This window comes from Streptomyces sp. URMC 126 (assembly GCF_051386555.1).
Taxonomy (GTDB): Bacteria; Actinomycetota; Actinomycetes; order Streptomycetales; family Streptomycetaceae; genus Streptomyces.
Genome location: NZ_JBPQTX010000001.1, coordinates 19,744 through 41,712 on the forward strand (window position 1 = coordinate 19,744; position 21,969 = coordinate 41,712).

A 21,969-nucleotide genomic window follows, 5' to 3' on the forward strand; every position below is an offset into this window, starting at 1 on the left:
GCCGCGCGGGGAAGGTGAGCGCACGCGCGACGGACGCGTGCTCCCGACCCGTCAGTGATCGAGGTGACGCTGTGAACGACACGACGGCCGTGGCCGGGCCGTTCGTCCACCCGGCGTTGTTCTACCGGGACGGGGGAGAGTACGTCGCCGCGCTCACGGCGTTCGTCCGCGAAGGGCTGGCGGACGGCGACCCGGTGGCGATCGCCGTTCCCCGTGTCCGGCTGGAGCTGCTGCGGGACGCGCTGGGGGCGGACGGGGCCGGGATCCGGTTCGTCGACATGGAGGAGGCGGGCCGCAATCCGGGGCGGATCATTCCGCGGGTGCTGCGGGCCTTCGCCGACGCCCATCCCGACCGGCATGTCCGCATCGTCGGCGAGCCGGTGTGGGCGGGCCGCTCGGCCGCGGAGTACCCGGCGTGCGTCCAGCACGAGGCCCTCATCAACCACGCGTTCGCGGGCCGCAGGGTCACCATCGTCTGCCCGTACGACACCTCACGGCTGGATCCCCGGGCGGTGGCCGACGCCTACGCGACCCATCCGGTGATCATCGACGGCGACCGCAACGGTCCCAGCGGCTCGTACGCGCCGGACCACATCATCGCCGCCTACAACCAGCCGCTGCCACCGCCGCCCGACGGGGGCGTCCTCTCCTTCCGCTTCGACGACGAGCTGCTGCCCGACGCGCGCCGCGTCGTGGTGGAGCGGGCCATGGCCCTGGGGCTGCCGGAGGAGCGGCGGGACGACCTGGCGCTCGCCGTCGCCGAGCTGACCACCAACAGCGTGGTGCACGGGGGCGGGGCGGGCACGGTGCGGATCTGGAGCGAGGGCGGTGACGTGGTGTGGGAGGTGCAGGACCGCGGGTACGTCAAGGATCCGCTGGCGGGCCGCCGGCCGCCCGCGCCGGACCGGCCGGGCGGCCGGGGCCTGCTGCTCGTCCACACGCTGAGCGACCTGGTCCGCACCCACACGGGCCCGGGCGGCACCACGACGCGGTGCCTGCTCTCCCGGATCCCGTCGCCCTGACCGCCCGTCGTGCGGGTGAACCTCGCGGAGTTCGATTGCGCGGGGCCGCTCGGAACGGCGAGCGTGAGCGGGCGCCGTCGCACCACCGCGCGGCGCCGCGCCGGCGAGGCGGTGCACCGATGGGAGGAGCGGGACGGATGAAGCGCGTCGTTGCGGGAACGGTGAAGCGGGTCGTGGCGAGAACGCGGTGGGCCGCGCGCGCGGCCGCGGCCGCGGTGGGCACCCTGGCGCTCTGCGCCGCCGTGACGCCGCCGGCCTCGGCGGGCGGCGGGAGCTGTGCGGGGCAGACCTGTCTGGCCGTGGAGGGGGCCGGTCTCTACGTGGCGCGGGCGACGGTCACGCCGCCGCCCGGTGCGGCGTTCTACGGCCACTACCGGCTGTACGGCGGGGGCGTGGACAACACCAGCGCCCTCCAGCACTGGCACCAGGGCCTGCGGTACACGGTGGCCTGGGGCCGGGGAGTGGCGGAGCACACCAAGATCTGCGCCGAGGGCTGGGAGCACGTCGGGGCCAAGCAGCGGTCGCTCGGCAAGACCTGTGTGGAGATCCGGAACTCCGGCTCCTGACGGCCGCCGGGCCGGAGCCGGTCAGCCGTCGTACGACTGGAGCTCGACGAGGTTGCCCTCGGGATCGCGGACGTGCGCCGTCCGCAGGGTCGGTCCCCACTCGGGCCGGTCGGCGGGGGCCGCGGCCTCCGTGGCGCCGTGCCGCAGACAGAGGGCGTACCCGGCGTCGACGTCCCGGACGCGGCCGACGAGCATCGTCCGGTCGGACGGCGTGGCGGTGTCCGACGGGGCGCCGGTGGCATCGGCCATGGCCCGCCGGTCGAGCAGCGACAGCAGGCCTTGGCCCGCGACGTCCCAGTGGGCGTAGGGCCCGTCCTCCGTACCCCGGACCAGGCGGGCGCCCGTGAGTTCGGGCAGGACCGCGGCGTAGAAGCGGAAGGTCTCGGGGAACCGGCCGACGAGCAGCCGGGGGTGCAGCGCGTCCATGGCACCTCTCCGTCGTGCGTGCGAGTAATAGTAGGTGCGTCCCAATGATGGGTAGCAACCTACAATATTCCGGTGACCGAGACACCCCCCACTCTCACCGGCCTGACGACCTATCTGCTCTCCCGGGTCGGCAGGAACGCCCGCGGCCGGACCGCGGCCAGGCTGGCCGGCCGGGACCTGCGGATGTGGCACATGGCCGTGCTGGCCGCCCTCGCCGACTTCGGCCCGCAGGCCCAGCGCGAACTCGCCGGACGCCTGACGATCGACCCCAGCGACATGACCAAGGTGCTGGACGACCTGACGGCCCTGGGCCACGTCGAGCGGACCCGCGATCCCCGCGACCGCCGCCGGCACTCCGTGGCCCTGACCCCCGCCGGGACGGCGGAACTCGCCCGGCTGACCGACGACGCGCTCGCCGTCCAGGACGAGCTCCTCGCGCCGCTGACCGGCCGGGAGCGGGAACGGCTGCACGAGCTGCTCGACAAGGTCTTCCGCCACACCGAGAACGCGGCGCGCGAGGGCGACGACCCGCGGCGGCCGTAGGAGACGTCCGCCTCAGGCGCGTCTCACGGCCACGGCCGCCAGGTAGGCGGGCGGCAGGAACCGCGTGCGCAGGGCGACGGGCGCGCCGCAGCCGGCCGCCAAGTGCCGCAGCGCCGCCGGACTGTACGCCTTGCGCAGGCTGATGACCCCGTCGTGGGCCGTGGCGGGACCGCCGCAGAGCAGGCTCAGAGGGACGACCGCCAGGCACACGGGGTGGCGCCACACGTCGATGATCAGCAGCCGCCGTGCGACGCGGGTGCCCTCGCGCAGCACGGCCGCCGCGCCGCGGGGCGGCAGGTGGTGGAGGGCCTGGGTGAACACGGCCATGTCGTAGGAGCCGTCGGGCGCGTCGATCGCGGTGGCGTCGAGCCGTTCGACGGTGGCCCGCGCGTGGCGGCCGAGCGGGCCGGCCCGCAGCGCCTCGACGACGTCCGGCGCGATGTCGCTGACGGTGGCCCGGACGGCCGGGTGCCGGTCGAGGACCCAGCGGGCGAGTCCGCCGTCCCCGGCGCCGAGTTCGAGGAGGCGCGGTCGGGGTACGTCCCGCAGCCCGTCCAGGACCGGCCCGCCGAACGTCCGGTGGGCCAGGGTCAGCCGTTCCACCCGGGCCAGCCCCCGGAGCACCCGGCGGCGCCGGTCCCCCGCGTCGGCGCGGTCGAGGTACTCGGGGCGGTCCGTCTCGTACAGCCGGTCCCACCACGCGGCGCCGGGGCCGCCCCGGGGCATGTCGTCGATCACAGTCGCCCAACGACCCGTCCGTCGCCCGGGTCACGTCCGGGCCGCGGCGCGCGGCCGCGCGGGAGCGGTCCGCAACCGTCCGCGCTCCCCCGGCGTCTTGTGCGAGGCTGCGGCGGTACGCAAGCCGGGCGCCAGAGCTCGTCACCGAAGGGACCGTGGAGCAGTGGACGACATACGCGGGCCGGCCGCGACCGCCGTGCGGGAGGTGCCGCCCGGCGGCCCGGCCCCGCGCCCCAGGGGCCTGGTGGACCTGCGGGGGCCGACGCGGGCCCCGGCACTCCTGACCTACCCCGCCGGCGCCGTGCTGGTCGTGTCCGGGCTGCCCGGAAGCGGCAAGAGCACGCTGATCCGCCGGTGGTCGCGGGCCGCGACCGTCGTCGACCCGAGGGACGCCCACGAGGACTGCGCGGCGGTGATGCCGGCGTTCCTCCCCTACGCGGTGTACCGGCCGTGGGCGCGCCTGGTGTACGCCCGCCGGCTGTGGGCCGCGGTCCGGACGGGAGGCCCGCTCCTGGTGCACGACTGCGGCAGCCGGGCGTGGCTGCGGCGGCTGCTCGCCCGGGAGGCGGGCCGTCGGGGCCGGGAACTGCACGTGGTGCTCCTGGACGTCGGGCCGGCCGACGCCCTCGCCGGGCAGGAGGCGCGCGGCCGGTGGGCCCGGCCGCGGGTCTTCGACCGGCACCGGCGGGGGCTGCGGCGGCTGTTGGACGCGCTGGCCGCGTCGGACGCCGGGGAGCGCGCCGGAAGCCCGGTCCCGGAGGCGGCCTCGGTGGTGCTGCTGGACCGGACGACGCGCGAACACGTGGCGGCCGTCGAGTTCCGGGGGTAGCGCGGGGAGCCGGGAGGGGGCGCGTCCGGACGGCGTGCACACCGTCCGCGCGGCGTGCGGGGCCGGGGCCGCCGTTCCGGCGGAACACGCTTTCCCGGCAGGGTTCCTGATGCCGCCCGGCGGTGGGGAGGCGCTTCGAGCGGCGTTGTCAGACCCCTCTGTCACCATCGTTCGTGCGAGTACCCGTGAGGGCGGGTGCGGGGAGGACAGCCATGGGTTTCTTCGACGGTCCGGTGCCGCCCGGCGAACCGGAGCCGGAGCGGCCCGCGTTCGTCGACCTGGGGCCGCCGGGGTCGCGGTACGGGGACGACGGGCCGCCGTCCGACTGGTACCTGCCGACGGTGCTCCCCCGGGTGGCGTGCGTGGCCGAGGGGCCGCGGGTGCGTGTGATGTTCACGGGCTGGGAGGTGTGGCCGGAGGAGGTCGCCCTGTGCCTGGCCGTCTTCTGGCGCCGGAGGCGGGCGGATGAGGTGTACGGGGACTCCTGGTACGCCCGGCCCGGCGCGGGGGCGCTGCGGGTGGGCCTGCGGCTGGCGGACGGCCGCCGGGTGTCCCCGTCCGACGGCGAACCGTGGCCCGCGCCTGGCGACGGCGAACGGCCGGTCGTGCTGCGGGAGTACGGCGTGGATCCGGGCAGCGGCTTCCACCGCCCCGTGCGTCTCCTGCTGTCAGCGGTGCCGTCCGGCGGGCCGGTGACCCTGGTGCTGGAGTGGCCGGACGAGGAGATCCCGGAGACCGCCGCCGTCCTGGACACCAGCGGCCTCGGGGAGGCGGCACGCCGGGCGGTCGGCATATGGCCGGAGCTGTCGGGGCCGCCGGAGCAGGCCGCCTTGTAGACCCGCCTTGTGTGCCTCCGTGTGGGCCGCCTCCCCGGGGTGCACGGTGTCCGGTCACGCGGTGCCGCGTGTCGGCGCGCCCGGGCGCGGAGGCCGGTTCAAGAGGGCCGGTCGGTGGGGAGCCGGCAGTGCCCGGTCGGCCGCTCCCGAGCGGTCCGGGGCGAAGGACGCGGCGGAGGCGGGCGCCTCGGGAGAGGCGGGAGGGGCAGACGAAAGGTGCCGTTTCCCCGGTCGTCGGCCCAGGAGCACGCGCGACCGGTGCCCCCCATGCGGGAGGTCCATGCCCGTACCGTGCGCGGGAATGCCTTGCGGGGGGCGCCCTTTGGCGCGACCCGGCCGCCTGGAAGGCTCGGCGCCGCGCGGGCCGGCGTTCCCGAGCCCGAGGGCGAGACCGTGCGGGCCGTGGCGGCGGCTCCGCCGGGCGTCGGTCCGGCGCACGTGCGACGGCGGGCGGTACGTCCGCCGACGCCGCGTCCGCCCGGCGGCCTGCGCGCGGCAGCCCCTCCGGCGTACCGGTATGGCGTCATTCCCTCTTGCGCCCGCGGGGATCGGCGCTCTTCCCCCGCTCCCCCGGCCCCGGCAGCACCCGGCGTGCCCGGGCGATCAGGGCCCGGCCCGCCGGGCTGGTGGGCCCGTCCGTCCGCCAGGCGAAGGCGAGCCGGCCGCGCAGGGTCGGCGGGTCGATGGTCAGCGACACCAGTTCCGGCGCTCGGTCGGCGGCGAACTCGCCGGGCAGGATGGCCGCTCCCAGCCCGTGCGCGGCGAGTTCGGCGAGAGTGCCCGGGTCCCCGGCCTCCAGGGCGATGCGCGGCCGGAAGCCGGCCGCCGCGCACGCCTCGTCGAGCCGGGCGCGGAGCCCGGTGCCGCGCGGCAGGCTGATCAGCGGCCGGTCGCGCAGGGCGTCGAGGGGGATGACCGGGTGGACGGCGAGTTCGTGGCCGGGAGCGACCGCGGCGACGATCGCCTGGTCCTCCAATACGTGCAGGGAGACGCCGGCCGGGCCGGTCCGCCCCACGCTGATGACGACCGCGTCGAAGCGTCCGCCGCGGAGGCCGTCGACCAGCCGGTCCGTCGTGTCCTCGGCCAGGGTGATCTCGACCGCCGGATGCTCCTGGTGGAAGCCCGCGAGCAGGCCGGGGAGATCGGCGTTGTGCGAGGTCACCGTGCCGACGGCGACGCGGCCCCGGAGCAGTCCCGCCATCTCGTCCACGACGAGGCGGGCCCGTTCGACGGCGGCGAGCGCGGCGCGCGCGTGCGGCAGGAAGGCCGCGCCGACCTCGGTGAGCGCCACGGACCGCCCCGAACGGTCCAGCAACTCCTGCCCCAACTCGCGTTCCAGTTTGCGGATCTGGGCGCTGACTCCGGGCTGGGCGACCCGCACCCGCTCGGCGGCCCGGGTGAAGTTGCGCTCCTCCACCACCGCGACGAAGTACTCGAGCTGCCGGAGTTCCATAACCAGCGATGCTAACAGCCAGACTTTCCATGTCTTGGACTTCTGGACGGTGCCGGAGGAGGCTGGAGTCATCAGGCCGGAGGGGCGCCGGAGAGCCGTGAGGCACCGGTGACGCCCGTGACTCCGGATCCCCGGACAGACCGAAGAGAAGGAGCGGCGCCATGACCGACGCCCGTGAACTCGCCAGCACACCCGAGGACTTGACCCGGCTGTTCGTGGAGCGGGCCAACGCCCGCGACGCCGACGGCATGGCCGCGCTCTACGCGCCGGACGCCGTCCTCGCCTTCCCGCCCGGCAGCGTGACGGTCGGCCGGGAGGCGATCCGCGCCGTGTGCGAGCGGCTCCTGCTCCACGCGGAGCTGCCGTTCGAGCCCGAACCGCCGCTGCCGACGGTCCGTTACGGGGCCGACCTCGCCCTCACCTCGACCCGGTCCGCCGACGGCACGGGCGGCAGGGTGCAGGTCGTCCGGCGCGAGCCGGACGGGAGCTGGCTGCGGATCATCGACCGGCCGGAGTCGGAGACGGCCCGGTGAGCGTCCTCGTCGCCGGCGCCGGCATCGGCGGCCTGACCACCGCCCTGAGCCTGCACGCCGCGGGGATCGACGTGACCCTCGTGGAGAGCGCCCGGGAGATCCGCCCGCTCGGCGTGGGTGTCAACCTCCTGCCGCACGCCGTCCGCGAACTCGTCGAGCTGGGGCTCGGCGCCGAGCTGGCCGCCATCGGCGTGCCGACCGCCGAGAACGTGTACTGCGACCGCGACGGCGCCGTCCTGTACTCCGAGCCGCGCGGTCTCGCCCAGGGGTACCGCTGGCCGCAGTACTCGGTCCACCGCGGGGAGCTGCAACTGCTGCTGCTCGCCGCGGTCCGCGACCGGCTGGGCCCGGACGCCGTCCGCACCGCGACGCGCCTCGACGGATTCGACGACACCGGCTCCGGCGTCCGCGCCCGGCTCCTCGACCGGGCGACCGGGAAGCACCGGACCGTCGAGGCCGCCGCGCTGGTCGGCGCGGACGGGCTGCACTCGGCCGTCCGCGGTCTGCTGCACCCCGACGGCGGGCCCCTGTTGTGGTCGGGGGTCCGGATGTGGCGCGGGGTGACGAAGGCGACGCCTTTTCTCACCGGGCGGTCGGCGGTCCTGGTCCTCGACGGGGACACCGAGTTCATCGCCTACCCGATCGGGCGCGACCGCGTCAACTGGGTCTGCCAGGTCCGCGAGGCTCCTCCCGGCCCGCTGGACGAGGAAGCGGGCTGGAACCGTCCGGGCCGGCTCGCGGATCTGCTCCCCCATTACGCGCACTGGTCACTCGGCTTCCTGGACGTACCGGCCCTGCTGAGGGGGGCCGACCGGATCCTGGAATACCCGATGGTCGACCGGGACCCGCTGCCGTCCTGGGGGCGCGGCCGGGTCACCCTGCTCGGCGACGCGGCGCACCCGATGTACCCGGTGGGGGCCAACGGCGCCTCCCAGGCCGTGGTCGACGCCCGTGTCCTGGCCCTCCGGCTGGCGGGCGCCGACGATGTGCCGGCCGCGCTGGCGCGGTACGCCGACGAGCGGCGGGAGGCGACGGCCGCCGTGGTCCATGCCAACCGGGTGATGAACCGGGCGGCCAGGGAGGTGCCGGACGGCGCCGGGCGGAGCGGGGAGCACTTCGCCCGTGTCACGGACACCTACCGGCGGGCGAGCGGGGGCGATCCCGCCGTCCTCAACGCGCGGCCGTCGCTGACGCCCGCATGACGCGGATCAGGAGCCGGCGGGCTGTGTGGCGAGCAGCCGCAGCAGGTGGTCGAGCTCGTTCCGCCAGACGCGGTTGACGTTGAGGCGCGTCGGCTTCTCCCGGCCGGGCATCCGGAAGCGGAACGAGCTCCACAGGGAGCCCGTCCGCACGTCGCTCACCAGCGGGCGCGCCTGGTCGTGCGGCAGGGAGAGGACGAGCTCCTTGGGCCGGCCGCTGAGCTTGCCGGCGCGGTGGAAGAGCAGGCCGTGCCGGGTGTAGGTGACGAAGTAGGTGTCCACGAAGAAGATCCACACGCTGGAGAGGAAGGCCATCGCGAGCGGGCTGGGGCCGCTGATGCCGTAGACCGTCACCACCGGCCGGTCCGAGGGGCCGGCTTCGGTCACCGCCCGTCTCACGTGTTCCTGGATCGTCGCCTTGCGCACCGGCATGTCCGCTCCTCGTGCCTCATGGGGCCCTCGCGGGGGAAAGGCCCCTATTGAAGCCCCTCCCCGCCGTCCGGGAACCGGTGGATTCCGGACAGCGGGGAGCGGCGGCGCGGAGCGGCGGGCTCCGGTGGTCAGCCGGCCGACCGGGAGAGCGCCTCCCGTACCGCGTCGTCGGTGCGGCCCACCACGGCGGTGCCGTCGTCGGCCGTGATGATCGGACGCTGGATCAGCTTGGGGTGGCCGGCGAGGGCGTCGATCCAGCGGTCGCGCGCGGCGGCGTCGCGCGGCCAGTCCGCCACGCCGAGTTCCTTGGCCTCGGCCTCGCCGGTGCGCGTGATGTCCCAGGGCTCCAGCCCGAGCCGGCCGAGCACGGCCCGGATCTCACCGGCGTCGGGGACGTCCTCCAGGTAGCGGCGGACGGTGTATTCGGCGCCCTCCTCGTCGAGCAGCTTGACGGCCGAGCGGCACTTCGAGCAGGCGGGGTTGATCCAGATCTCCATGCCGCACAGGGTACCGCCCACTCCCCCTCAAATCCCGTCTGAGCTGGGGCGATTGTCAGTGCCCGGCAGTAGAATGGAGGGGTAGTGAAGAGGTCGCCCGACCCCTTCGTCAGGAGGACGCCGATGGCCGCAGCAGCAGCACCGCCCACCGCCCCGTGCACCCTCGAGACGCTGCCGAGGAAGCGTCTGCCCGCCGGGCATCCGCGGGAGTGGTACGAGTCGCACAACCGCCGGCTGAAGGCCATGCGCCTCGCCATCGCCCTGCTCCACAGCGGCGCGTACCGGCCGGAGCAGGCGACCAACCGCAGGATACGCCGGGTCGCCGAGCGGATCGGCGTGCGCCCGCCGTCCAACACGACCTGCCGGATGGTCAGGTCGCTGATCCGCGCCGAGGCGCCCGCGGCACGCGCCGGCCGCCGCTGACGCGCCGGCCGTCCGTTTTCCGTACGGCGTTCCGTTCCCTGCCGCATCGTGAGAAGCCGGGCGGTCCGGGCGCGCCGCCCGCCGCGCCGCAACCGTCCGGCCGTCGTCCGTTCGCCCGCCCGTCACCCGTCCGTTCCGGCCTGTCCCTAGCGTCGTCGTATGACGATCCAGCAGGTCACCCCGGTCCCGGCCGCCCCGGCGCCGGCGGCGGCGCCCGAGGCCGCCGGGCCGGTGCCGGCCGGTCCCCCGCCGCCGGGGCCCCGGGCCGTCGGCGGCCGGGGGCCGACGGCCGGGAATCGGTGGCGGCGCGGTCCGGCCGCGCCGGTACGCCGGCTGGGGGCGCAGGCGGTGCTGATGCTGACCGCCCTGGCGGTGCTGTGCGCCGCAGCCGTAGCGGGTGCCGTCGTGGTCCGGGCCGACACGGACCGGCTGCGGGAGACCGTCGCCGAGCGGGCGGCCACGGCGGCCGGTCTGCGGTTCGCCCTGGCCGACCTCGACGCGCAGCGCGCGAACTCGCTGGTGCCTGGGCACTCCGCCGACCGGCCCGCCGTGCTGCCCGCGGGCCGGTCGGCGGACGAGTTCCAGGTCGGCAACCGCCTCCTGGCGCTGCTCACCGCGCGGCAGCGGCGCGCCGAGGTCAGCGACCTGCTGCGGCGACTGGGCGGGGACCCGGCCCAGGGCGGCCGGGTGCGGGCGCTTCTTGACGGTCTGGGCCGGTACGACGAGCTCGCCGCGCGGTCGGCCGCCGTCGACGAGGCGGCGCCGGACCGGCCCGCCGGCCGACCGCCCGCCGGTGCCGTCACCTTGTCCGTCGACGCGGGCGAGGTGATGCACCGTCAGCTGTTGCCCGCCGCGGACGCCCTGGCCTCCGGGTACGCGCGGGAGGCCGGCCGGCTGGCGGACCGCGCGCACGGCGCGGCCGTCACCGCCGCGTGGACCACGGCCGGGGCGGGGGCCGGGGCCCTGGCCGCCCTCGGGTGGTGCCAGTGGCGGCTGGCCCGCCGGTACGGGCGGGTGGTCAATCCGGCGCTGTGCGCGGCGACGGTCGCGGCCGCCGTCGTCACGGCCCTGGGCACCGTGGCGTTCCTGTCGGCGGCGGACGGCGTCCGGGACGCCGCGCGGGACGGTCTGCGCCCCTGGGCGCGGCTGGCCGAGGCCCGGGCGGTCGCGGCGGAGGCGGCGGCCACCGAGGGACGTTGGTTCGTCTACGACACCCGCCCCGGATCGGCCGCCGTAAGCAGGTTCGAGAGCCTGACGGCCCGTCTCGACACCCTGCTCGCACCGGACGACTACTCCTACGCCCCGGGACGCGCCGCCCACCGGGCCGTGCTCGACCGGTACGCCCGGTTCCGCGACGACGACCGCCGGATGCGGGAGGAGCACGCCAGGGGGCGCACGGACGCGGCCGTGCTGACCCTCACCGAACTGGGCCGCGGCCGGATCCCGTTCGACTTCTGGGACTTCACCGGATCCCTCGACGCCCTGTCCGCCCGCCACTTGGCCGTCCTCACGGACCGCACGGCGACCGCCCGCGACCGGCTGGCCGGCTGGCCCGCGCTCCCGGCGGGCGTGCTCGGCGGGGCGGCGCTCCTCGTCGGGGCGGGACTGCGCCCCCGGTTCGCCGAATACCGCTGAACAGAGGGCTGCCCAGCCGGGATCCGCCGAGCCGAGCACCGTTGACCGGAGTGCCGTCGCCCCGAGTGCCGTCGACCCGAGTCCCGTTGGACCGGATGCCTCCCGAGCCGGGGGCCGCCCGACCGGGTGCCAACCCGCCGCGAACCGCCGGGCCGCCTGCCACCGCGCGGCGTCGGAGAATTGCCCGGCCGGGTGTCCGACCCACCCAGTACGCTGCTGCGACGATGACTGACGACCAGATACCGCACACCTTCCAGGTCGACCTGCGCGGCCTGGTGGACCTGCTGTCCCACCACCTCTACTCCAGCCCCAAGGTCTATCTGCGCGAACTGCTGCAGAACGCCGTCGACGCCATCACGGCGCGCCGCGCGGAGGAGCCCGGGGCGCCCGCGACGGTGCGTCTGTACGCCGACGGCGGCCGGCTGCGCGTGGAGGACAGCGGCATCGGCCTGACCGAGGCCGACGTCCACGATCTGCTGGCCACCATAGGCCGCAGCTCCAAGCGCGACGGGCTGGAGTCGGCGCGCTCGGGATTCCTCGGCCGGTTCGGCATCGGGCTGCTCGCCTGCTTCGTCGTGGCCGGGGAGATCCGGGTCGTCAGCCGCTCCGCCCGGACACCCGGCGCGCGGCCCGTCGAGTGGACGGCGCGCGACGACGGTTCGTACACCGTCCGGACGCTCGCGGACGACGCGCGCCCCGAGCCGGGCACCACGGTGTACCTGGCCGCGCGCCGGGGTTCGGAGGACTGGCTCACCGAGGAGCGCGTCCTCGCCCTGGCCCGGGACTTCGGCTCGCTCCTCCCCTACGACGTGCGGGTGGGCGACACCCCGGTGACCGACCGGCCGCCCGTCTGGGAGCGCCCCCACCCGAGCCCCGCCGCCCGGCGGGTGGCGCTGGCCCGGCACTGCCACGAGCTGTTCGGTTTCTCGCCGTTGGACGCGATCGACCTCGACGTGCCGGTGGCCGGGGTCCGCGGTGTGGCGTACGTGCTGCCGCAGGCGGTCAGCCCGGGCCGGCGCGGCGGGCACCGGGTGCACCTGAAGGGCATGCTGCTCACCGACCGCGCCGACGAACTCCTGCCGGAGTGGGCGTTCTTCGTCCGCTGCGTGGTCGACACCGACAGCCTGCGGCCCACCGCCTCGCGCGAGAGCCTGTACGACGACGACCGGCTGGCCGCGGTCCGCGAGGCGCTCGGGGAGCGGATCCGCGACTGGCTCGCCGAGCTGGCGGCCGGCGACCAGGAGCGGCTGCGGCAGTTCCTCTCCGTCCACCACGTGGGCGTCAAGTCGCTGGCCCGGCACGACGCGGACATGCTGCGCACGATGCTGCCGTGGCTGCCGTTCGAGACGAGCGACGGGCAGCTGTCGCTGGAGGAGTTCGCGCAGCGGCACCGGACGGTCCACTTCACCCGGACCGTCGAGGAGTTCCGGCAGGTCGCGCCGATCGCCGCGGCCCAGGGCGTCGGCGTGGTCAACGGCGGCTACACCTTCGACGGCGAGCTGGTGGAGATGCTGCCGCGGGTGCGTCCGGGCACGACCGTCGCCGAGCTGGACGCGGAGACGGTCACCGCGCACCTCGACCACGTGGAGCCGGCCGACGAGCTGGCGCTGGCCGACTTCCTGGCGGCGGCCCGGGCCCGGCTCGACGCGCTGGACTGCGACGTGGTGCTCCGCTCCTTCCTGCCGGTCACCGTGCCCGCGCTGCACCTGGACGACCGGGCCGCCCGGCACGAACGGGCGCGCGCGGAGGAGGAGTCGAAGGCGGACGACCTGTGGTCGTCGATCCTGGGCTCGCTGCGGGACGAGGCCCCGCGCGCCCGGCTCGTCCTCAACCACCTCAGCCCCCTCGTCCGGCGCGTCGGCGCGCTCGCCGACCGCGACCTGGCCGGCACCGCCGCCGAGGCCCTGTACGGGCAGGCCCTGCTGATGGCCCAGCGCCCGCTGCGGCCGGCCGACTCGGCGCTGCTGAATCGTGCCTTCCTCGGTCTCCTGGAGTGGGCCGCGCACCCCGCGGCGCCGTCCGAGCCGTCCGAGGGGGACCGGTGAGCCGCACCGCCGCCGCCCTCCGGCAGGCGCTCCAGGACAATATGAACGAGCCCGAGGGCCCGGCGCGCAACGCCGTCGCCGAGCGGCTGGTGGACGAGGCCGGGCGGACCGGTGACACCGGGCTGCTGCTCGACACCCTGTTCAACCTGCTGGCGGCCTACAACTTCAGCTCCGAGTCGGAGAAGATGTTCGTCCCCTTCGCCCGCGTGCTGCGCATGTGGGACGAGCGGCCGGACGACTTCGACGCGTACGCCGAGCACCGGCTGCACTGGATGTTCAAGTGGGTGGCCGGCGGCATGCTGGACCAGCCGGACATCCCGCTGGCGTCGGTGGAGAAATGGCACGCGGAGATGGAGCACCGCTACCGGATCGCGGGCCACAGCGAACGGGCCGTGCGGCAGAGCGAGTTCCGCATCGCCCGGGACACCGGCGACACGGCGCGGGCCGAACGGGCCTTCGCCGCCTGGCTCGCCGCCGACCGGGATCCGATGAGCGACTGCCACGCCTGCGAACTGCACACCCAGGGCGACTGGTTCGACCGGCAGGGGCGGCCGGCGGAAGCCCTGGAGACCTGGGGCCCGGTGCTGGCCGGCGAGCACACCTGCGCCCACGAGCCGCACGTGGTACTCGCCGCCTCGCTGCTCCCCTTGGTGCGGCTGGGCAGGACCGAGGAGGCCCGCGCCCACCACCTGCGCGGCTACCGGATGATCCGGGGCATGGAGTCGATGCGGGCCACGGTCGGCGATCACATCGAGTTCTGCGCGCTCACCGGCAACGAGGCCCGGGCCCTGGAGATCCTCGCCGAGCACACGGACCGCTTCGCGCCCTCCGGCGACCCGCTGTCGCTGCTGGACTTCCTCGTCCCGGTCGCGCTGCTCGCCCGCCGGCTGACGGAGCTGGGCCTCGGCGAGCGCCGGGTGCCCGGCCCGCCGGGACGGGCGTGGACGGCGGCGGAGCTGTCCGCACACGTCCGCGCGGAGGCCCTGGAGCTGGCCGGCCGGTTCGACCGGCGCAACGGCAGCACCACCGTCGGCGACCGCGCCGTCGCGCGGATGGACGCCGCGCCGCTGGTGGAGCGGCTGCCGCTGGGCGTGCGGGCCGGCCGGCCGGCCGTGCCGCGGCCCGCCCCCGCCGCCGCGCCGGCCCCCGCGGCCTCCCCCGACGACGTCCGGGAGCTGCTGGCCACGGCCCGCCGGCTGACGGCGGAACCGGCCCCCGGCGGCCGGGCGGCGTGGGAGGCGTTGGCCCGGGCCACGCGGGCCGCTCCGGACGGTGCGGCCGGGCTCGACCCGCTCGGCCGTGCCGAACTCGCCGACCACGAGGCGATGGAGCGGGTGGCGGAGCCGGAGAAGTGCGCCGACGCCTTCCGTTCGGCCGCCCTGCTGTACGACGAGGCCGGCCGTCCCGACCAGGCCGCCCTGGCGCGGGCGCGGGCCGGGCTCGCGCTGTCCTACGCCGGGCGCGCGGCGGAGGCGGCGGCCGCGGTCGACGCCGAGTGCGCCCGTGTGCGGGCCCTGTTCGCGGAGGGCCGGGCGGAGCCCCGGGCGGTGGCCACCGCCCTGCTGTACCGCTGCCGCGTCCTGCGGGACGGGCTCGCCGGCACCCCGGCCTCCCCCGGCTTCGAGGCCGGACGGGCCGTGCTGGAGGAGGCGCTGGAGGGGGCGGCCGGCTTCGCCGAGGAGCACCGCGCGGCGGGCCGGGTGATGGCCGGCCGGCTGGCCGACGTCCTGCGGCTGCGGGGCGAAATCGCCCTGGAGGAGGGCGATCCCGCCCGGGCGGCCGGCTGGTTCGGCCGCGCGGTGGAGCTGACGGACGAGGCCGGCCTGGCCTGGTACGCGCCGGAGGCGCGGGCCGGGCTGGCCCGGGCCGCGCTGACGTGCGGCGATCCGGAGACGGCGGCCGGGGCGGCGCGCGCCGCTCTGGAACACGGCGCCGACGTGCTGGAGGACGTCCACGTCGCCCAGGTGCACCTGCTCCTCTCCGAGGCCCTGACCGCCACCGGCCGGCACGAGCCGGCGGTGGAGCACGCGTTGGAGGCGGCGCACTGGGCGGACCAGGCCGGCGAGAGCACGACGCTCGGGGCCTGGGCCCGGCTCGCGCTCGGCGGCGCGCTGCACCGGCTGGGCCGCGCGGACGAGGCCGCGTCCGTCCTGGAGACGGCGATCCCCGATCTCGAACAGGGCCACGGCGAGGGACAGGTGGTCCAGGCGCGCTGGTGGCTCGGCGAGTGTCTGGCCGCGCTGGGCGACCACCGGGAGGCCGCCGCGCAGTTCCTGCGGGCCGCCTCGGTCGCCCAGGACTGGGAGGAGCAGCTGGACCACGCCATGCTCGCCAACATGGCCGCCGACTGCCTGGGCCGCGCGGGCCGGGACGACGAGGCCGAGCGGGCCTACCGGCGGGCCGAGGCGTTGTGGCGCGACCTGGGCCGGCCGGAGGCGTACGTCCGGGTGCTGCGCGCCCGCGCGTGGCTCGCCGCGCGCCGGGAGGACGACGGCCCGGCCCGCGCCCGGGAGCTGATGGCCGAGGCGGAGCGCGAGTGCGCCACCGCGCTGGCGGCGGCCGGGGACGACGCGGCGCGCGAGCTGCTGCGCGGTGAACTCGCGGGCACCCTCCGGCAGACGGGCGAGCTGATCGTCCGGTGCAGCGAGGGCGAGCCGGGAGACTCCGGGGACGCGGACGGCGACGCGGCCGGGGCGGCGTACGAGGAGGGGCTGGCGTACGTCGGACGGGCGGTGGCCGTCCTCGCGGAAGGCGGGCCCGCGCTGCGGGACCAGCGGACGGCCACCGAGCTCATGGCCGCCTGGCTGGAGGCCGACCTGGGCCGGACCGCCGCCGCCGCGGACCGGGCGCGGGCGGTGCTGGCGGCGTACGGCGACGAGCCGGAGGGCGCGGCGCCGGCGCGGCGGGCCGAGGCGGAGAACGTGCTGGCCTACGTGTCCCGGCAGGCGGGCTGACGATCCGCGGGCCCGCTCGGACGGCGGGGTGGCGGCGCGGTCGGAGGCGGAGGCCCCGGACCGCCCCGCCGCGTACCTCCGGCACCTCGCCGGTCTTGTGCTCGTGGAATCGGAGCGAGCCGACGACGCCGGAGGTGGCGGTGTGGGGGCGCGAGGCGGCCGAGCGCGTCCGGCCGCTCCGTGCGGGCCTTTTGCCGGACGGCCGGCGCCCACCCGTCGGGCGCGGATTCGGCACCGCGCTCGGCGCGCCACCTACGCGCCACGCGGATCCGGTGGCGTCGAGCAGGGGTCCGGGGCCCCGTTCACCGCCCGGGTCGGGCTCCAGGTGACCGCGGAGCTCGGCCAAGCGGGCGGCGGGAAGATCGGCGCTCACATGCCGGTCGAGGCGGAGTTCGCGGACGCCGCCCACGCCCGGGAGCCCGGAGAACCCGGCGGCGGGTCACCGCCCGGGTCGGGCTCCAGGTGACCGCAGAGCTCGGCCAAGAGGGCGGCGCGAAGATCGGCGCTCAGGTGCCGGTCGGGGCGGAGTTCGCGGACGTCGCTGACGCCCCGGGCCCCGAGGGCCCGGCGACGGGTCACCGTCCGGCGCCGCGCTCACCCGACGGTGTGACGGCGGGAGGCGCCGCTCCGGCGCTCCGGCGCGTGTGCGAGGCTGGGGGCATTCCCGGTGGTCAACGTGGCCGCGCGCCCGGCCGCCGGGTGCGTACCGGAAGGGGCTGGGACATGTTGCAGCACAGAACCGTCGGCGACCTGATGACGCATTCGGTGGTCAGCGTGCAGCGCGGCACTCTGTTCACCGAGATCGTGCACGTGCTGCACGAGCACGACATCACGGCGGTTCCGGTCGTGGACGCGGACGACCGCCCGGTGGGGGTGGTCTCGGAGGCGGACCTGCTGGCGAAGGCGGCCCGGCGGGTGGATCCGTCGCTCCCGGCGGCGGTACGCGCCAAGCACGAGGCGACGACGGCCGAGGGGCTGATGACCAGCCCGGCGGTGTGTGCCCGGCCGGAGTGGAGCGTCGTACAGGCGGCCCGGACGATGGAGGAGCGGCACGTCAAGCGGCTGCCCGTGGTGGACGCCGGGGGCCGGCTGATCGGTCTAGTGAGCCGTAGCGATCTGCTCCGGGTCTTCCTGCGCGACGACCGGGCCATCCGGCAGGAGATCATCGAGGACGTGCTGGTGCGGACGCTGCACGAGCCGCCGTCGGGCATCGGCGTCGAGGTGACCAACGGGCAGGTGCGGCTGAGCGGTTCGGTGCGGGACGAGGGCCTGGTGCCGGTGCTGCTGCGGCTGTGCGGGAGCGTGGACGGCGTGGTGAGCGTCGATCACCAGCTGACCGTGGAAGCCGCGTAGTCCCGCCGCGGCCGGCGGGGTCGGGCGCGGGGCCGGGGGGCGGGTCTTGCCCCCCGGCCCCGCCGTCTTCTTACGCGGCCCCCTTCTTGAAAACCTCGAAGAGGCTGGTCCCGCTGGAGTCGGCGTGCCCGGCCGCGACGGCCCGTCGGAAGGCGTCCAGGAGGGCGCCGGGCAGGGCGGGGTCGACGCCCGCGTCCCGGGCCGTGTGGACGATGTGCTCCACGCTGGCGGCGCCCATGGCGACCCGGTCGACGTCGCCGGTGTGGTCGCGGGCGTCGAGCCGCGGGGCGTAGAAGGCGTAGAAGCCGGGCAGCGAGGCGGCCGTGGACTGGGCGTAGGGCAGGAAGTCGGCGGCGGAGATGCCGTGCGCGTCCGCCACGGCCTGGGCGTGGAAGTAACTGATCAGGCCGTTCCAGAAGATGTCCATCTGGATCTGGTAGTACAGCGGGGCGAGGCCCGGGTCGGCGCCGCGATAGTCGGTGCCGGTGAGGACGGCCAGCGTCTCCCGGTGGGCCGCGAAGGCCGCCTCGTCACCGCTGTAGAAGGCGGACGACTCCGGGCTGCCGATGCCGGAGGGCGGGCACTGCACGCCGCCGGAGAGGTGCGTACCGCCGTGCCGGGCCACCCACTCGGCTCCCTCGCGGGCCCGGTCGGGGGTGTCCGAGCTGAGGTTGACGATCACCCGCCCGCGCACGGCGTCCGGGGCCTGTGCCAGCACCGCGTGGACGGCGTCGTAGTCCGTCATGCTCACCACCACCAACTCGTTGGCGGCCAGCGCCTCCGCCACGGACGGGGCGAGTACGGCACCCGCCGCCACCAGGGCGTCGGCCTTGGAGGCGGTGCGGTTCCACACGGTGACCGGGTGGCCCTGGGCAAGGAACGCGTGGACCATCGCCCGGCCCATGGGGCCGAGGCCGATGACGGTCACGGACTGCTTGGCCACGGACTGCGTGTTCATTGAGAAGCTCCCTCTGGAACGAACGCTCTACTTAGTCATGACCGTAGCACGACTCTAGAACGAGCGCTCTATCCAATAGGGAGAACGTTCTACCCAGGTAGGCTGCGAGGATGAAGACGACCAAGGGGAACGACGCCGGGGCGGACACCACCGTCCTCGACACCCGCGAACGGATCGTCCGCGCGGCCTCCCGGCTGATGCAGCGCCAGGGCTACGACGGCACCGGGATCAAGCAGATCTCCCAGGAGGCCGGGGCCACGCTGGGCTCCCTCTACCACTTCTTCCCGGGCGGCAAGCAGGAGCTGGCCGTCGCGGCGATCCACCACGGCGACCGGGAGTTCACCGACCTCTTGCGCGGCGCGCTGGAGAGCGCGGAGGACCCGGGGGACGCCCTCATGGCCTGCACCGGCACGCTCGCGAGGATCCTGCGGGAGTCCGACTGGGCGGACGGCTGCCCGGTCACCGCCACCGCACTCGGCACGGCCGGCCGCGCCCCGGACATCCAGCGGGCGGCGGCGGAGGCGTTCGCCCGCTGGCGCGGGCTCGTGCACGCCAAACTCACCGGCGCGGGCCTCGCCGACGACGACGCCCGCGACCTGGCGCACACGGTGATCAGCACCCTGGAGGGCGCGGAGCTGGCCGCCCAGGTGTCGCGCAGTGAGGAACCGCTGCACACGGCGGGCCGGCACCTGGCCCGGCTGATCGCCTGCTACCGGTGAGCCCGGCCGGGCCGGGCCGGTAGGCTCGGCCCACCGATCATCGCGGACAGGGAGACGGACCGGCATGCAGGCGTGGAGCCCCGGCGGCCGCTCGTGGGAGCGGGCGCTGACCGCCGCCGACATCGACGACCCCCGGCTGCGGGCCGACTACACCCGGCAGCGCGCCGTCGTCGCCGGCTACCGCCGCCACGCCTACCTCGCGGTACGGCTGCTGCTGCCGCCCGCGCTGGTCCCGCACGCCATCGCCGCCACGGCGTTCATGCACCACACCGACGACCTGCTCGACCGAGGCCCCGGCGCGGCGGACGCCTGGCCCGCCTGGGAGGCGAGGGTCCGGGCCGGGCTGGCCGGGGGCGAGGACGGGCACCCGGTCGTCGCGCCCCTGCTGCGCACCGTCGCCGCGCATCCGCGACTGCGCGGCCACGTGGAGGACTTCCTCGCCGGGGCGCCCCTGGAGCGGGACACCACCGGCTTCGCCACCGAGGCCGAATACCAGAAGTACGTCGACGTCTACGCGCTCCCGGCGTTCATGACGGTCGCCGGACTGCTGCTCGCCCCGGAGGCCGACGCGGACGCCTCCCGCGAGGTGTGCCGCACCTACATCGACGGCAGCCAGCGTCTCGACTTCGTCACCGACCTGGCCGAGGACCTGCGGGACGGCCGCCTCGGCCTCTCCGAGGAGGCACTGGCGCGGTACGGCGTCACACGGGCCGCGCTGGAGCGGGGCCGGGACGCGCCCGGCGTCCGCGACCTGCTGCGCGATCAGCTGTCCCGGGCCCGCCGGGACCTGCTCGCGGCCCGGCGGCTGGTGGCCTTCACCCCGCCCGGGCACCGGGCCTTCACCCGGGCGATGATCGCCCTGGAGACGCTCACCGCCGGCGCCGCCCTGACCGCGGGGTCGGCCGTGCTGCGCCGGCCGGTCCGCCCGCCGCTCCCCGGCGCGCTGGCCGTACTCCTCCGCGAGTACCGCCGCAGGGGACGCTGAGACACCGGGGGTCGAGCCTCGGGGAGCTCTGAGCCCCCGGGAGGGTCGAGCCGCCGGGGGGGCTGAGAGCCGGGGGCGCGCCGTCAGTCCTTGGCGTCCGCGTAACACTCGACGACGGCGACCGTGAACGGGAAGCGGGCCGGCGTCTCGCCGAACGCGAGGCGCCCGGCCTCGTCCCCGGCCCGCCGGATCGCCTCCGCCACCGTCCCGGCCTCCTCCTCCGGACAGTGCGCGATCAGCTCGTCGTGCTGGAAGAAGACCAGCTCGGCACGGAGCCCGGCGAGGGCCTGCCGGACCAGCGCGAGCACGATCAGGGCCCAGTCGGCCGCGCTGCCCTGGACGACGAAGTTCCGGGTGAACCGGCCGCGGGCGCGCGCCGCGCCGGGGGCGCCGGCCGGCTCGTCCTGCGGCAGCCCCGCCTCGTCCGGCACGGCGGTCGAGACGGGCGGACAGGTACGCCCCAGCCACGTCCGCACCAGCCGCCCCTCCTCCCCCGCCCGGGCCGCGTCGTCGACGTAGGCCACCGCCCGGGGGAAGCGTCTGCGCAGGTCGGCCAGGTTCTTGAGACCGTCCCCCGCCGTCTGCCCGTAGATCGCCCCCAGCACCGCGATCTTGGCGCGGTCCCGGTCGCCGGAGAACGCCCGCTCGGCAAGGTCCGCGTAGAGGTCACGGCCGGAGCCCGCGACCTCCATCAGGCCCGGGTCGCGGGAGACGGCGGACAGCACCCGGGGCTCGATCTGGTCAGCGTCGGCGACCACCAGCCGCCAGCCGGGGTCGGCGACCACGGCCCGCCGGATGACCTTGGGGATCTGCAGGGCGCCGCCCCCGTTGGTCGTCCACCGGCCGGTGACCGTACCGGCCGGCACGTACTCGGGGTGGAACCGGCCGTCGCGGACCCACGCCTGGAGCCACTGCCAGCCGTGCGCCGTGTGCAGCCGGTACAGCTTCTTGTACTCCAGCAGCGGCGCGACGGCCGGGTGGTCGACGCGGCGCAGCTCCCAGGCGCGGGTGGAGGAGAGAGTGACGCCCTCGCGGGCGAACGCGCGGACGATGTCGGCGGGCAGGTCGGGCCGGACGCGGACGCCGCCGAACGCGCGCGACACCTCGTCCGCGAGCTCGGCCAGCCGCCGGGTCTCCTGCCCGCCCGGATACCGCTCCCCCAGCAGTTCCGTGAGCAGCGCCCGGTGGACGTCGGCGCGCCAGGGGACCCCCGCGCGGGACATCTCGGCGGCCACGAGCGTGCCCGCGGACTCGGCGGCGAGCAGCAGCCGCATCCGGCCGGGGTGTTCCGTGTCCTTCACCCGTGCCTGCTGGTCGGCGTACACCTCCAGCAGGGCGTCCAGCGGGTCGGTGCCGGGCGGCAGCGGGACCGGGCCGGGGTCGAAGAGCGACGGCTGCCCGTCCGGCGCGCGGGCGGGCGGGTCGGCGGGGACGGGCAGTCCTTTGAGCCGTGCCCAGGCGGCGGCCGTCGACCGCGGCTGTCCCGACTGGCCCTCCGCGTGCCCGATGAGCAGCGCTTCCGCCGCCTCGACGTCGTGGCAGCGCTCGACGCGTATTCCGGCCGCGGCCGCCCGCCCGTACATCTCCGCCGTGGACGGCCAGATCCACCGGGAGGCGTCCGGCCGGGCCCGGACCGCCGCCGCCAGGCTCGGCTCGACGACGGCCGGGCCGGCCGGCCGCCCGGCGTCGTCGACCGGGCGGAGCCGTACGGCCCCGTCCCGTACGTCCCCCGCTGCCACCACTGCCCATCTCATGTCCGCAGTGTCGCACCGGGGTCTGACAACGGCCCGGGGCCGGGCGGCGCGGAGATGTGCGGGCGGCGG

Annotated in this window: 22 protein-coding genes; 14 read left to right on the forward strand and 8 right to left on the reverse strand. The window is 76.2% G+C overall.

Annotated features, from left to right (window positions below):
* Positions 1 to 71: 71 nt before the first annotated feature.
* Positions 72 to 1,022, forward strand: coding sequence for an anti-sigma factor RsbA family regulatory protein (locus tag ACSNOK_RS00135; protein ID WP_436778433.1), 951 nt, complete (start codon positions 72 to 74; stop codon positions 1,020 to 1,022).
* A 137-nt stretch (positions 1,023 to 1,159) separates the two neighbouring features.
* The gene (locus ACSNOK_RS00140; protein WP_436778434.1) at positions 1,160 to 1,588 is read left to right on the forward strand and encodes a hypothetical protein; all 429 of its coding nucleotides are present in this window, start codon (positions 1,160 to 1,162) and stop codon (positions 1,586 to 1,588) included.
* 21 nt (positions 1,589 to 1,609) lie between these two features.
* Here ACSNOK_RS00140 and ACSNOK_RS00145 read toward each other — a convergent pair whose 3' ends face one another.
* A complete protein-coding gene (locus tag ACSNOK_RS00145; RefSeq protein WP_436778435.1) occupies positions 1,610 to 2,014 on the reverse strand; it encodes a VOC family protein in 405 nt (134 codons plus the stop codon).
* A 72-nt stretch (positions 2,015 to 2,086) separates the two neighbouring features.
* On the opposite strand from ACSNOK_RS00145, the gene ACSNOK_RS00150 reads away from it, so the two are divergent.
* Positions 2,087 to 2,557 (forward strand): MarR family winged helix-turn-helix transcriptional regulator, encoded by a 471-nt coding sequence (locus tag ACSNOK_RS00150; RefSeq protein ID WP_436778436.1) that lies wholly within the window; start codon positions 2,087 to 2,089, stop codon positions 2,555 to 2,557.
* Positions 2,558 to 2,569: 12 nt separating this feature from the next.
* On the opposite strand, the gene ACSNOK_RS00155 is transcribed toward ACSNOK_RS00150, so the two are convergent.
* A complete protein-coding gene (locus ACSNOK_RS00155; RefSeq protein WP_436778437.1) occupies positions 2,570 to 3,283 on the reverse strand; it encodes a class I SAM-dependent methyltransferase in 714 nt (237 codons plus the stop codon).
* Positions 3,284 to 3,458: 175 nt separating this feature from the next.
* Between ACSNOK_RS00155 and ACSNOK_RS00160 the strand changes: the two genes are divergently transcribed.
* Both ACSNOK_RS00160 and ACSNOK_RS00165 read left to right on the forward strand, forming a co-directional pair.
* Entirely contained in the window at positions 3,459 to 4,124 is a 666-nt protein-coding gene (locus ACSNOK_RS00160) for an AAA family ATPase (RefSeq protein WP_436778438.1), read from the forward strand.
* 212 nt (positions 4,125 to 4,336) lie between these two features.
* Positions 4,337 to 4,960, forward strand: coding sequence for a hypothetical protein (locus ACSNOK_RS00165; RefSeq protein WP_436778439.1), 624 nt, complete (start codon positions 4,337 to 4,339; stop codon positions 4,958 to 4,960).
* A gap of 523 nt (positions 4,961 to 5,483) precedes the next feature.
* Here ACSNOK_RS00165 and ACSNOK_RS00170 read toward each other — a convergent pair.
* Positions 5,484 to 6,413, reverse strand: coding sequence for a LysR family transcriptional regulator (locus ACSNOK_RS00170; protein WP_436778440.1), 930 nt, complete (start codon positions 6,411 to 6,413; stop codon positions 5,484 to 5,486).
* A 161-nt stretch (positions 6,414 to 6,574) separates the two neighbouring features.
* Between ACSNOK_RS00170 and ACSNOK_RS00175 the strand changes: the two genes are divergently transcribed.
* The gene (locus ACSNOK_RS00175; RefSeq protein ID WP_436778441.1) at positions 6,575 to 6,946 is read left to right on the forward strand and encodes a YybH family protein; all 372 of its coding nucleotides are present in this window, start codon (positions 6,575 to 6,577) and stop codon (positions 6,944 to 6,946) included.
* A complete protein-coding gene (locus ACSNOK_RS00180) occupies positions 6,943 to 8,148 on the forward strand; it encodes a flavin-dependent oxidoreductase (protein WP_436778442.1) in 1,206 nt (401 codons plus the stop codon). Before ACSNOK_RS00175 ends, ACSNOK_RS00180 begins: the two co-directional genes overlap by 4 nt.
* A 6-nt stretch (positions 8,149 to 8,154) precedes the next feature.
* On the opposite strand, the gene ACSNOK_RS00185 is transcribed toward ACSNOK_RS00180, so the two are convergent.
* Together ACSNOK_RS00185 and ACSNOK_RS00190 are read right to left on the reverse strand one after the other, a co-directional pair.
* On the reverse strand, positions 8,155 to 8,577 hold the full coding sequence (locus ACSNOK_RS00185; protein ID WP_436778443.1) for a hypothetical protein: 423 nt from the start codon (positions 8,575 to 8,577) through the stop codon (positions 8,155 to 8,157).
* Between the two features lie 128 nt (positions 8,578 to 8,705).
* Positions 8,706 to 9,074 carry an arsenate reductase family protein gene (locus ACSNOK_RS00190; protein WP_436778444.1) on the reverse strand — a complete coding sequence of 123 codons (369 nt, stop codon included), beginning with the start codon at positions 9,072 to 9,074 and terminating at the stop codon, positions 8,706 to 8,708.
* Between the two features lie 123 nt (positions 9,075 to 9,197).
* On the opposite strand from ACSNOK_RS00190, the gene ACSNOK_RS00195 reads away from it, so the two are divergent.
* The 4 genes from ACSNOK_RS00195 (at position 9,198) to ACSNOK_RS00210 (ending at position 16,131) form a co-directional block, all read left to right on the forward strand.
* Entirely contained in the window at positions 9,198 to 9,497 is a 300-nt protein-coding gene (locus ACSNOK_RS00195) for a hypothetical protein (RefSeq protein WP_436778445.1), read from the forward strand.
* A 159-nt stretch (positions 9,498 to 9,656) separates the two neighbouring features.
* Positions 9,657 to 11,132, forward strand: a complete 1,476-nt coding sequence (locus ACSNOK_RS00200; protein WP_436778446.1) for a hypothetical protein — start codon at positions 9,657 to 9,659, stop codon at positions 11,130 to 11,132.
* 224 nt (positions 11,133 to 11,356) lie between these two features.
* Positions 11,357 to 13,177, forward strand: coding sequence for an HSP90 family protein (locus ACSNOK_RS00205; protein WP_436778447.1), 1,821 nt, complete (start codon positions 11,357 to 11,359; stop codon positions 13,175 to 13,177).
* On the forward strand, positions 13,174 to 16,131 hold the full coding sequence (locus ACSNOK_RS00210) for a tetratricopeptide repeat protein (protein ID WP_436778448.1): 2,958 nt from the start codon (positions 13,174 to 13,176) through the stop codon (positions 16,129 to 16,131). Before ACSNOK_RS00205 ends, ACSNOK_RS00210 begins: the two co-directional genes overlap by 4 nt.
* A 369-nt stretch (positions 16,132 to 16,500) precedes the next feature.
* Here ACSNOK_RS00210 and ACSNOK_RS00215 read toward each other — a convergent pair whose 3' ends face one another.
* On the reverse strand, positions 16,501 to 16,710 hold the full coding sequence (locus ACSNOK_RS00215; RefSeq protein WP_436778449.1) for a hypothetical protein: 210 nt from the start codon (positions 16,708 to 16,710) through the stop codon (positions 16,501 to 16,503).
* 147 nt (positions 16,711 to 16,857) lie between these two features.
* Between ACSNOK_RS00215 and ACSNOK_RS00220 the strand changes: the two genes are divergently transcribed.
* Complete coding sequence (locus ACSNOK_RS00220) at positions 16,858 to 17,484, forward strand: CBS domain-containing protein (protein ID WP_436778507.1); 627 nt, start codon at positions 16,858 to 16,860, stop codon at positions 17,482 to 17,484.
* 70 nt (positions 17,485 to 17,554) lie between these two features.
* Here the strand turns inward: ACSNOK_RS00220 and ACSNOK_RS00225 are convergent, their stop codons facing one another.
* The gene (locus tag ACSNOK_RS00225; protein WP_436778450.1) at positions 17,555 to 18,442 is read right to left on the reverse strand and encodes an NAD(P)-dependent oxidoreductase; all 888 of its coding nucleotides are present in this window, start codon (positions 18,440 to 18,442) and stop codon (positions 17,555 to 17,557) included.
* Positions 18,443 to 18,552: 110 nt separating this feature from the next.
* Here ACSNOK_RS00225 and ACSNOK_RS00230 point away from each other — a divergent pair, with 110 nt between their 5' ends.
* Positions 18,553 to 19,161 (forward strand): TetR/AcrR family transcriptional regulator, encoded by a 609-nt coding sequence (locus ACSNOK_RS00230; RefSeq protein WP_436778451.1) that lies wholly within the window; start codon positions 18,553 to 18,555, stop codon positions 19,159 to 19,161.
* 64 nt (positions 19,162 to 19,225) lie between these two features.
* Positions 19,226 to 20,146: a phytoene/squalene synthase family protein gene (locus ACSNOK_RS00235; protein ID WP_436778452.1), complete on the forward strand. Its 921-nt coding sequence runs from the start codon at positions 19,226 to 19,228 to the stop codon at positions 20,144 to 20,146.
* An 83-nt stretch (positions 20,147 to 20,229) separates the two neighbouring features.
* On the opposite strand, the gene ACSNOK_RS00240 is transcribed toward ACSNOK_RS00235, so the two are convergent.
* Positions 20,230 to 21,900 carry a bifunctional 3'-5' exonuclease/DNA polymerase gene (locus ACSNOK_RS00240; RefSeq protein ID WP_436778453.1) on the reverse strand — a complete coding sequence of 557 codons (1,671 nt, stop codon included), beginning with the start codon at positions 21,898 to 21,900 and terminating at the stop codon, positions 20,230 to 20,232.
* Positions 21,901 to 21,969 lie beyond the last annotated feature (69 nt).

What these genes read in the sequence shown, in the direction of transcription:
- ACSNOK_RS00145 (WP_436778435.1), bottom strand. Translation starts at nt 2,014, where the DNA reads ATGGACGCGCTGCACCCCCGGCTGCTCGTCGGCCGGTTCCCCGAGACC.
- ACSNOK_RS00140 (WP_436778434.1), top strand. Translation starts at nt 1,160, where the DNA reads ATGAAGCGCGTCGTTGCGGGAACGGTGAAGCGGGTCGTGGCGAGAACG.
- ACSNOK_RS00165 (WP_436778439.1), top strand. Translation starts at nt 4,337, where the DNA reads ATGGGTTTCTTCGACGGTCCGGTGCCGCCCGGCGAACCGGAGCCGGAG.
- ACSNOK_RS00155 (WP_436778437.1), bottom strand. Translation starts at nt 3,283, where the DNA reads ATGCCCCGGGGCGGCCCCGGCGCCGCGTGGTGGGACCGGCTGTACGAG.
- ACSNOK_RS00200 (WP_436778446.1), top strand. Translation starts at nt 9,657, where the DNA reads ATGACGATCCAGCAGGTCACCCCGGTCCCGGCCGCCCCGGCGCCGGCG.
- ACSNOK_RS00205 (WP_436778447.1), top strand. Translation starts at nt 11,357, where the DNA reads ATGACTGACGACCAGATACCGCACACCTTCCAGGTCGACCTGCGCGGC.
- ACSNOK_RS00235 (WP_436778452.1), top strand. Translation starts at nt 19,226, where the DNA reads ATGCAGGCGTGGAGCCCCGGCGGCCGCTCGTGGGAGCGGGCGCTGACC.
- ACSNOK_RS00190 (WP_436778444.1), bottom strand. Translation starts at nt 9,074, where the DNA reads ATGGAGATCTGGATCAACCCCGCCTGCTCGAAGTGCCGCTCGGCCGTC.
- ACSNOK_RS00225 (WP_436778450.1), bottom strand. Translation starts at nt 18,442, where the DNA reads ATGAACACGCAGTCCGTGGCCAAGCAGTCCGTGACCGTCATCGGCCTC.
- ACSNOK_RS00230 (WP_436778451.1), top strand. Translation starts at nt 18,553, where the DNA reads ATGAAGACGACCAAGGGGAACGACGCCGGGGCGGACACCACCGTCCTC.
- ACSNOK_RS00170 (WP_436778440.1), bottom strand. Translation starts at nt 6,413, where the DNA reads ATGGAACTCCGGCAGCTCGAGTACTTCGTCGCGGTGGTGGAGGAGCGC.
- ACSNOK_RS00185 (WP_436778443.1), bottom strand. Translation starts at nt 8,577, where the DNA reads ATGCCGGTGCGCAAGGCGACGATCCAGGAACACGTGAGACGGGCGGTG.
- ACSNOK_RS00175 (WP_436778441.1), top strand. Translation starts at nt 6,575, where the DNA reads ATGACCGACGCCCGTGAACTCGCCAGCACACCCGAGGACTTGACCCGG.
- ACSNOK_RS00240 (WP_436778453.1), bottom strand. Translation starts at nt 21,900, where the DNA reads ATGAGATGGGCAGTGGTGGCAGCGGGGGACGTACGGGACGGGGCCGTA.
- ACSNOK_RS00195 (WP_436778445.1), top strand. Translation starts at nt 9,198, where the DNA reads ATGGCCGCAGCAGCAGCACCGCCCACCGCCCCGTGCACCCTCGAGACG.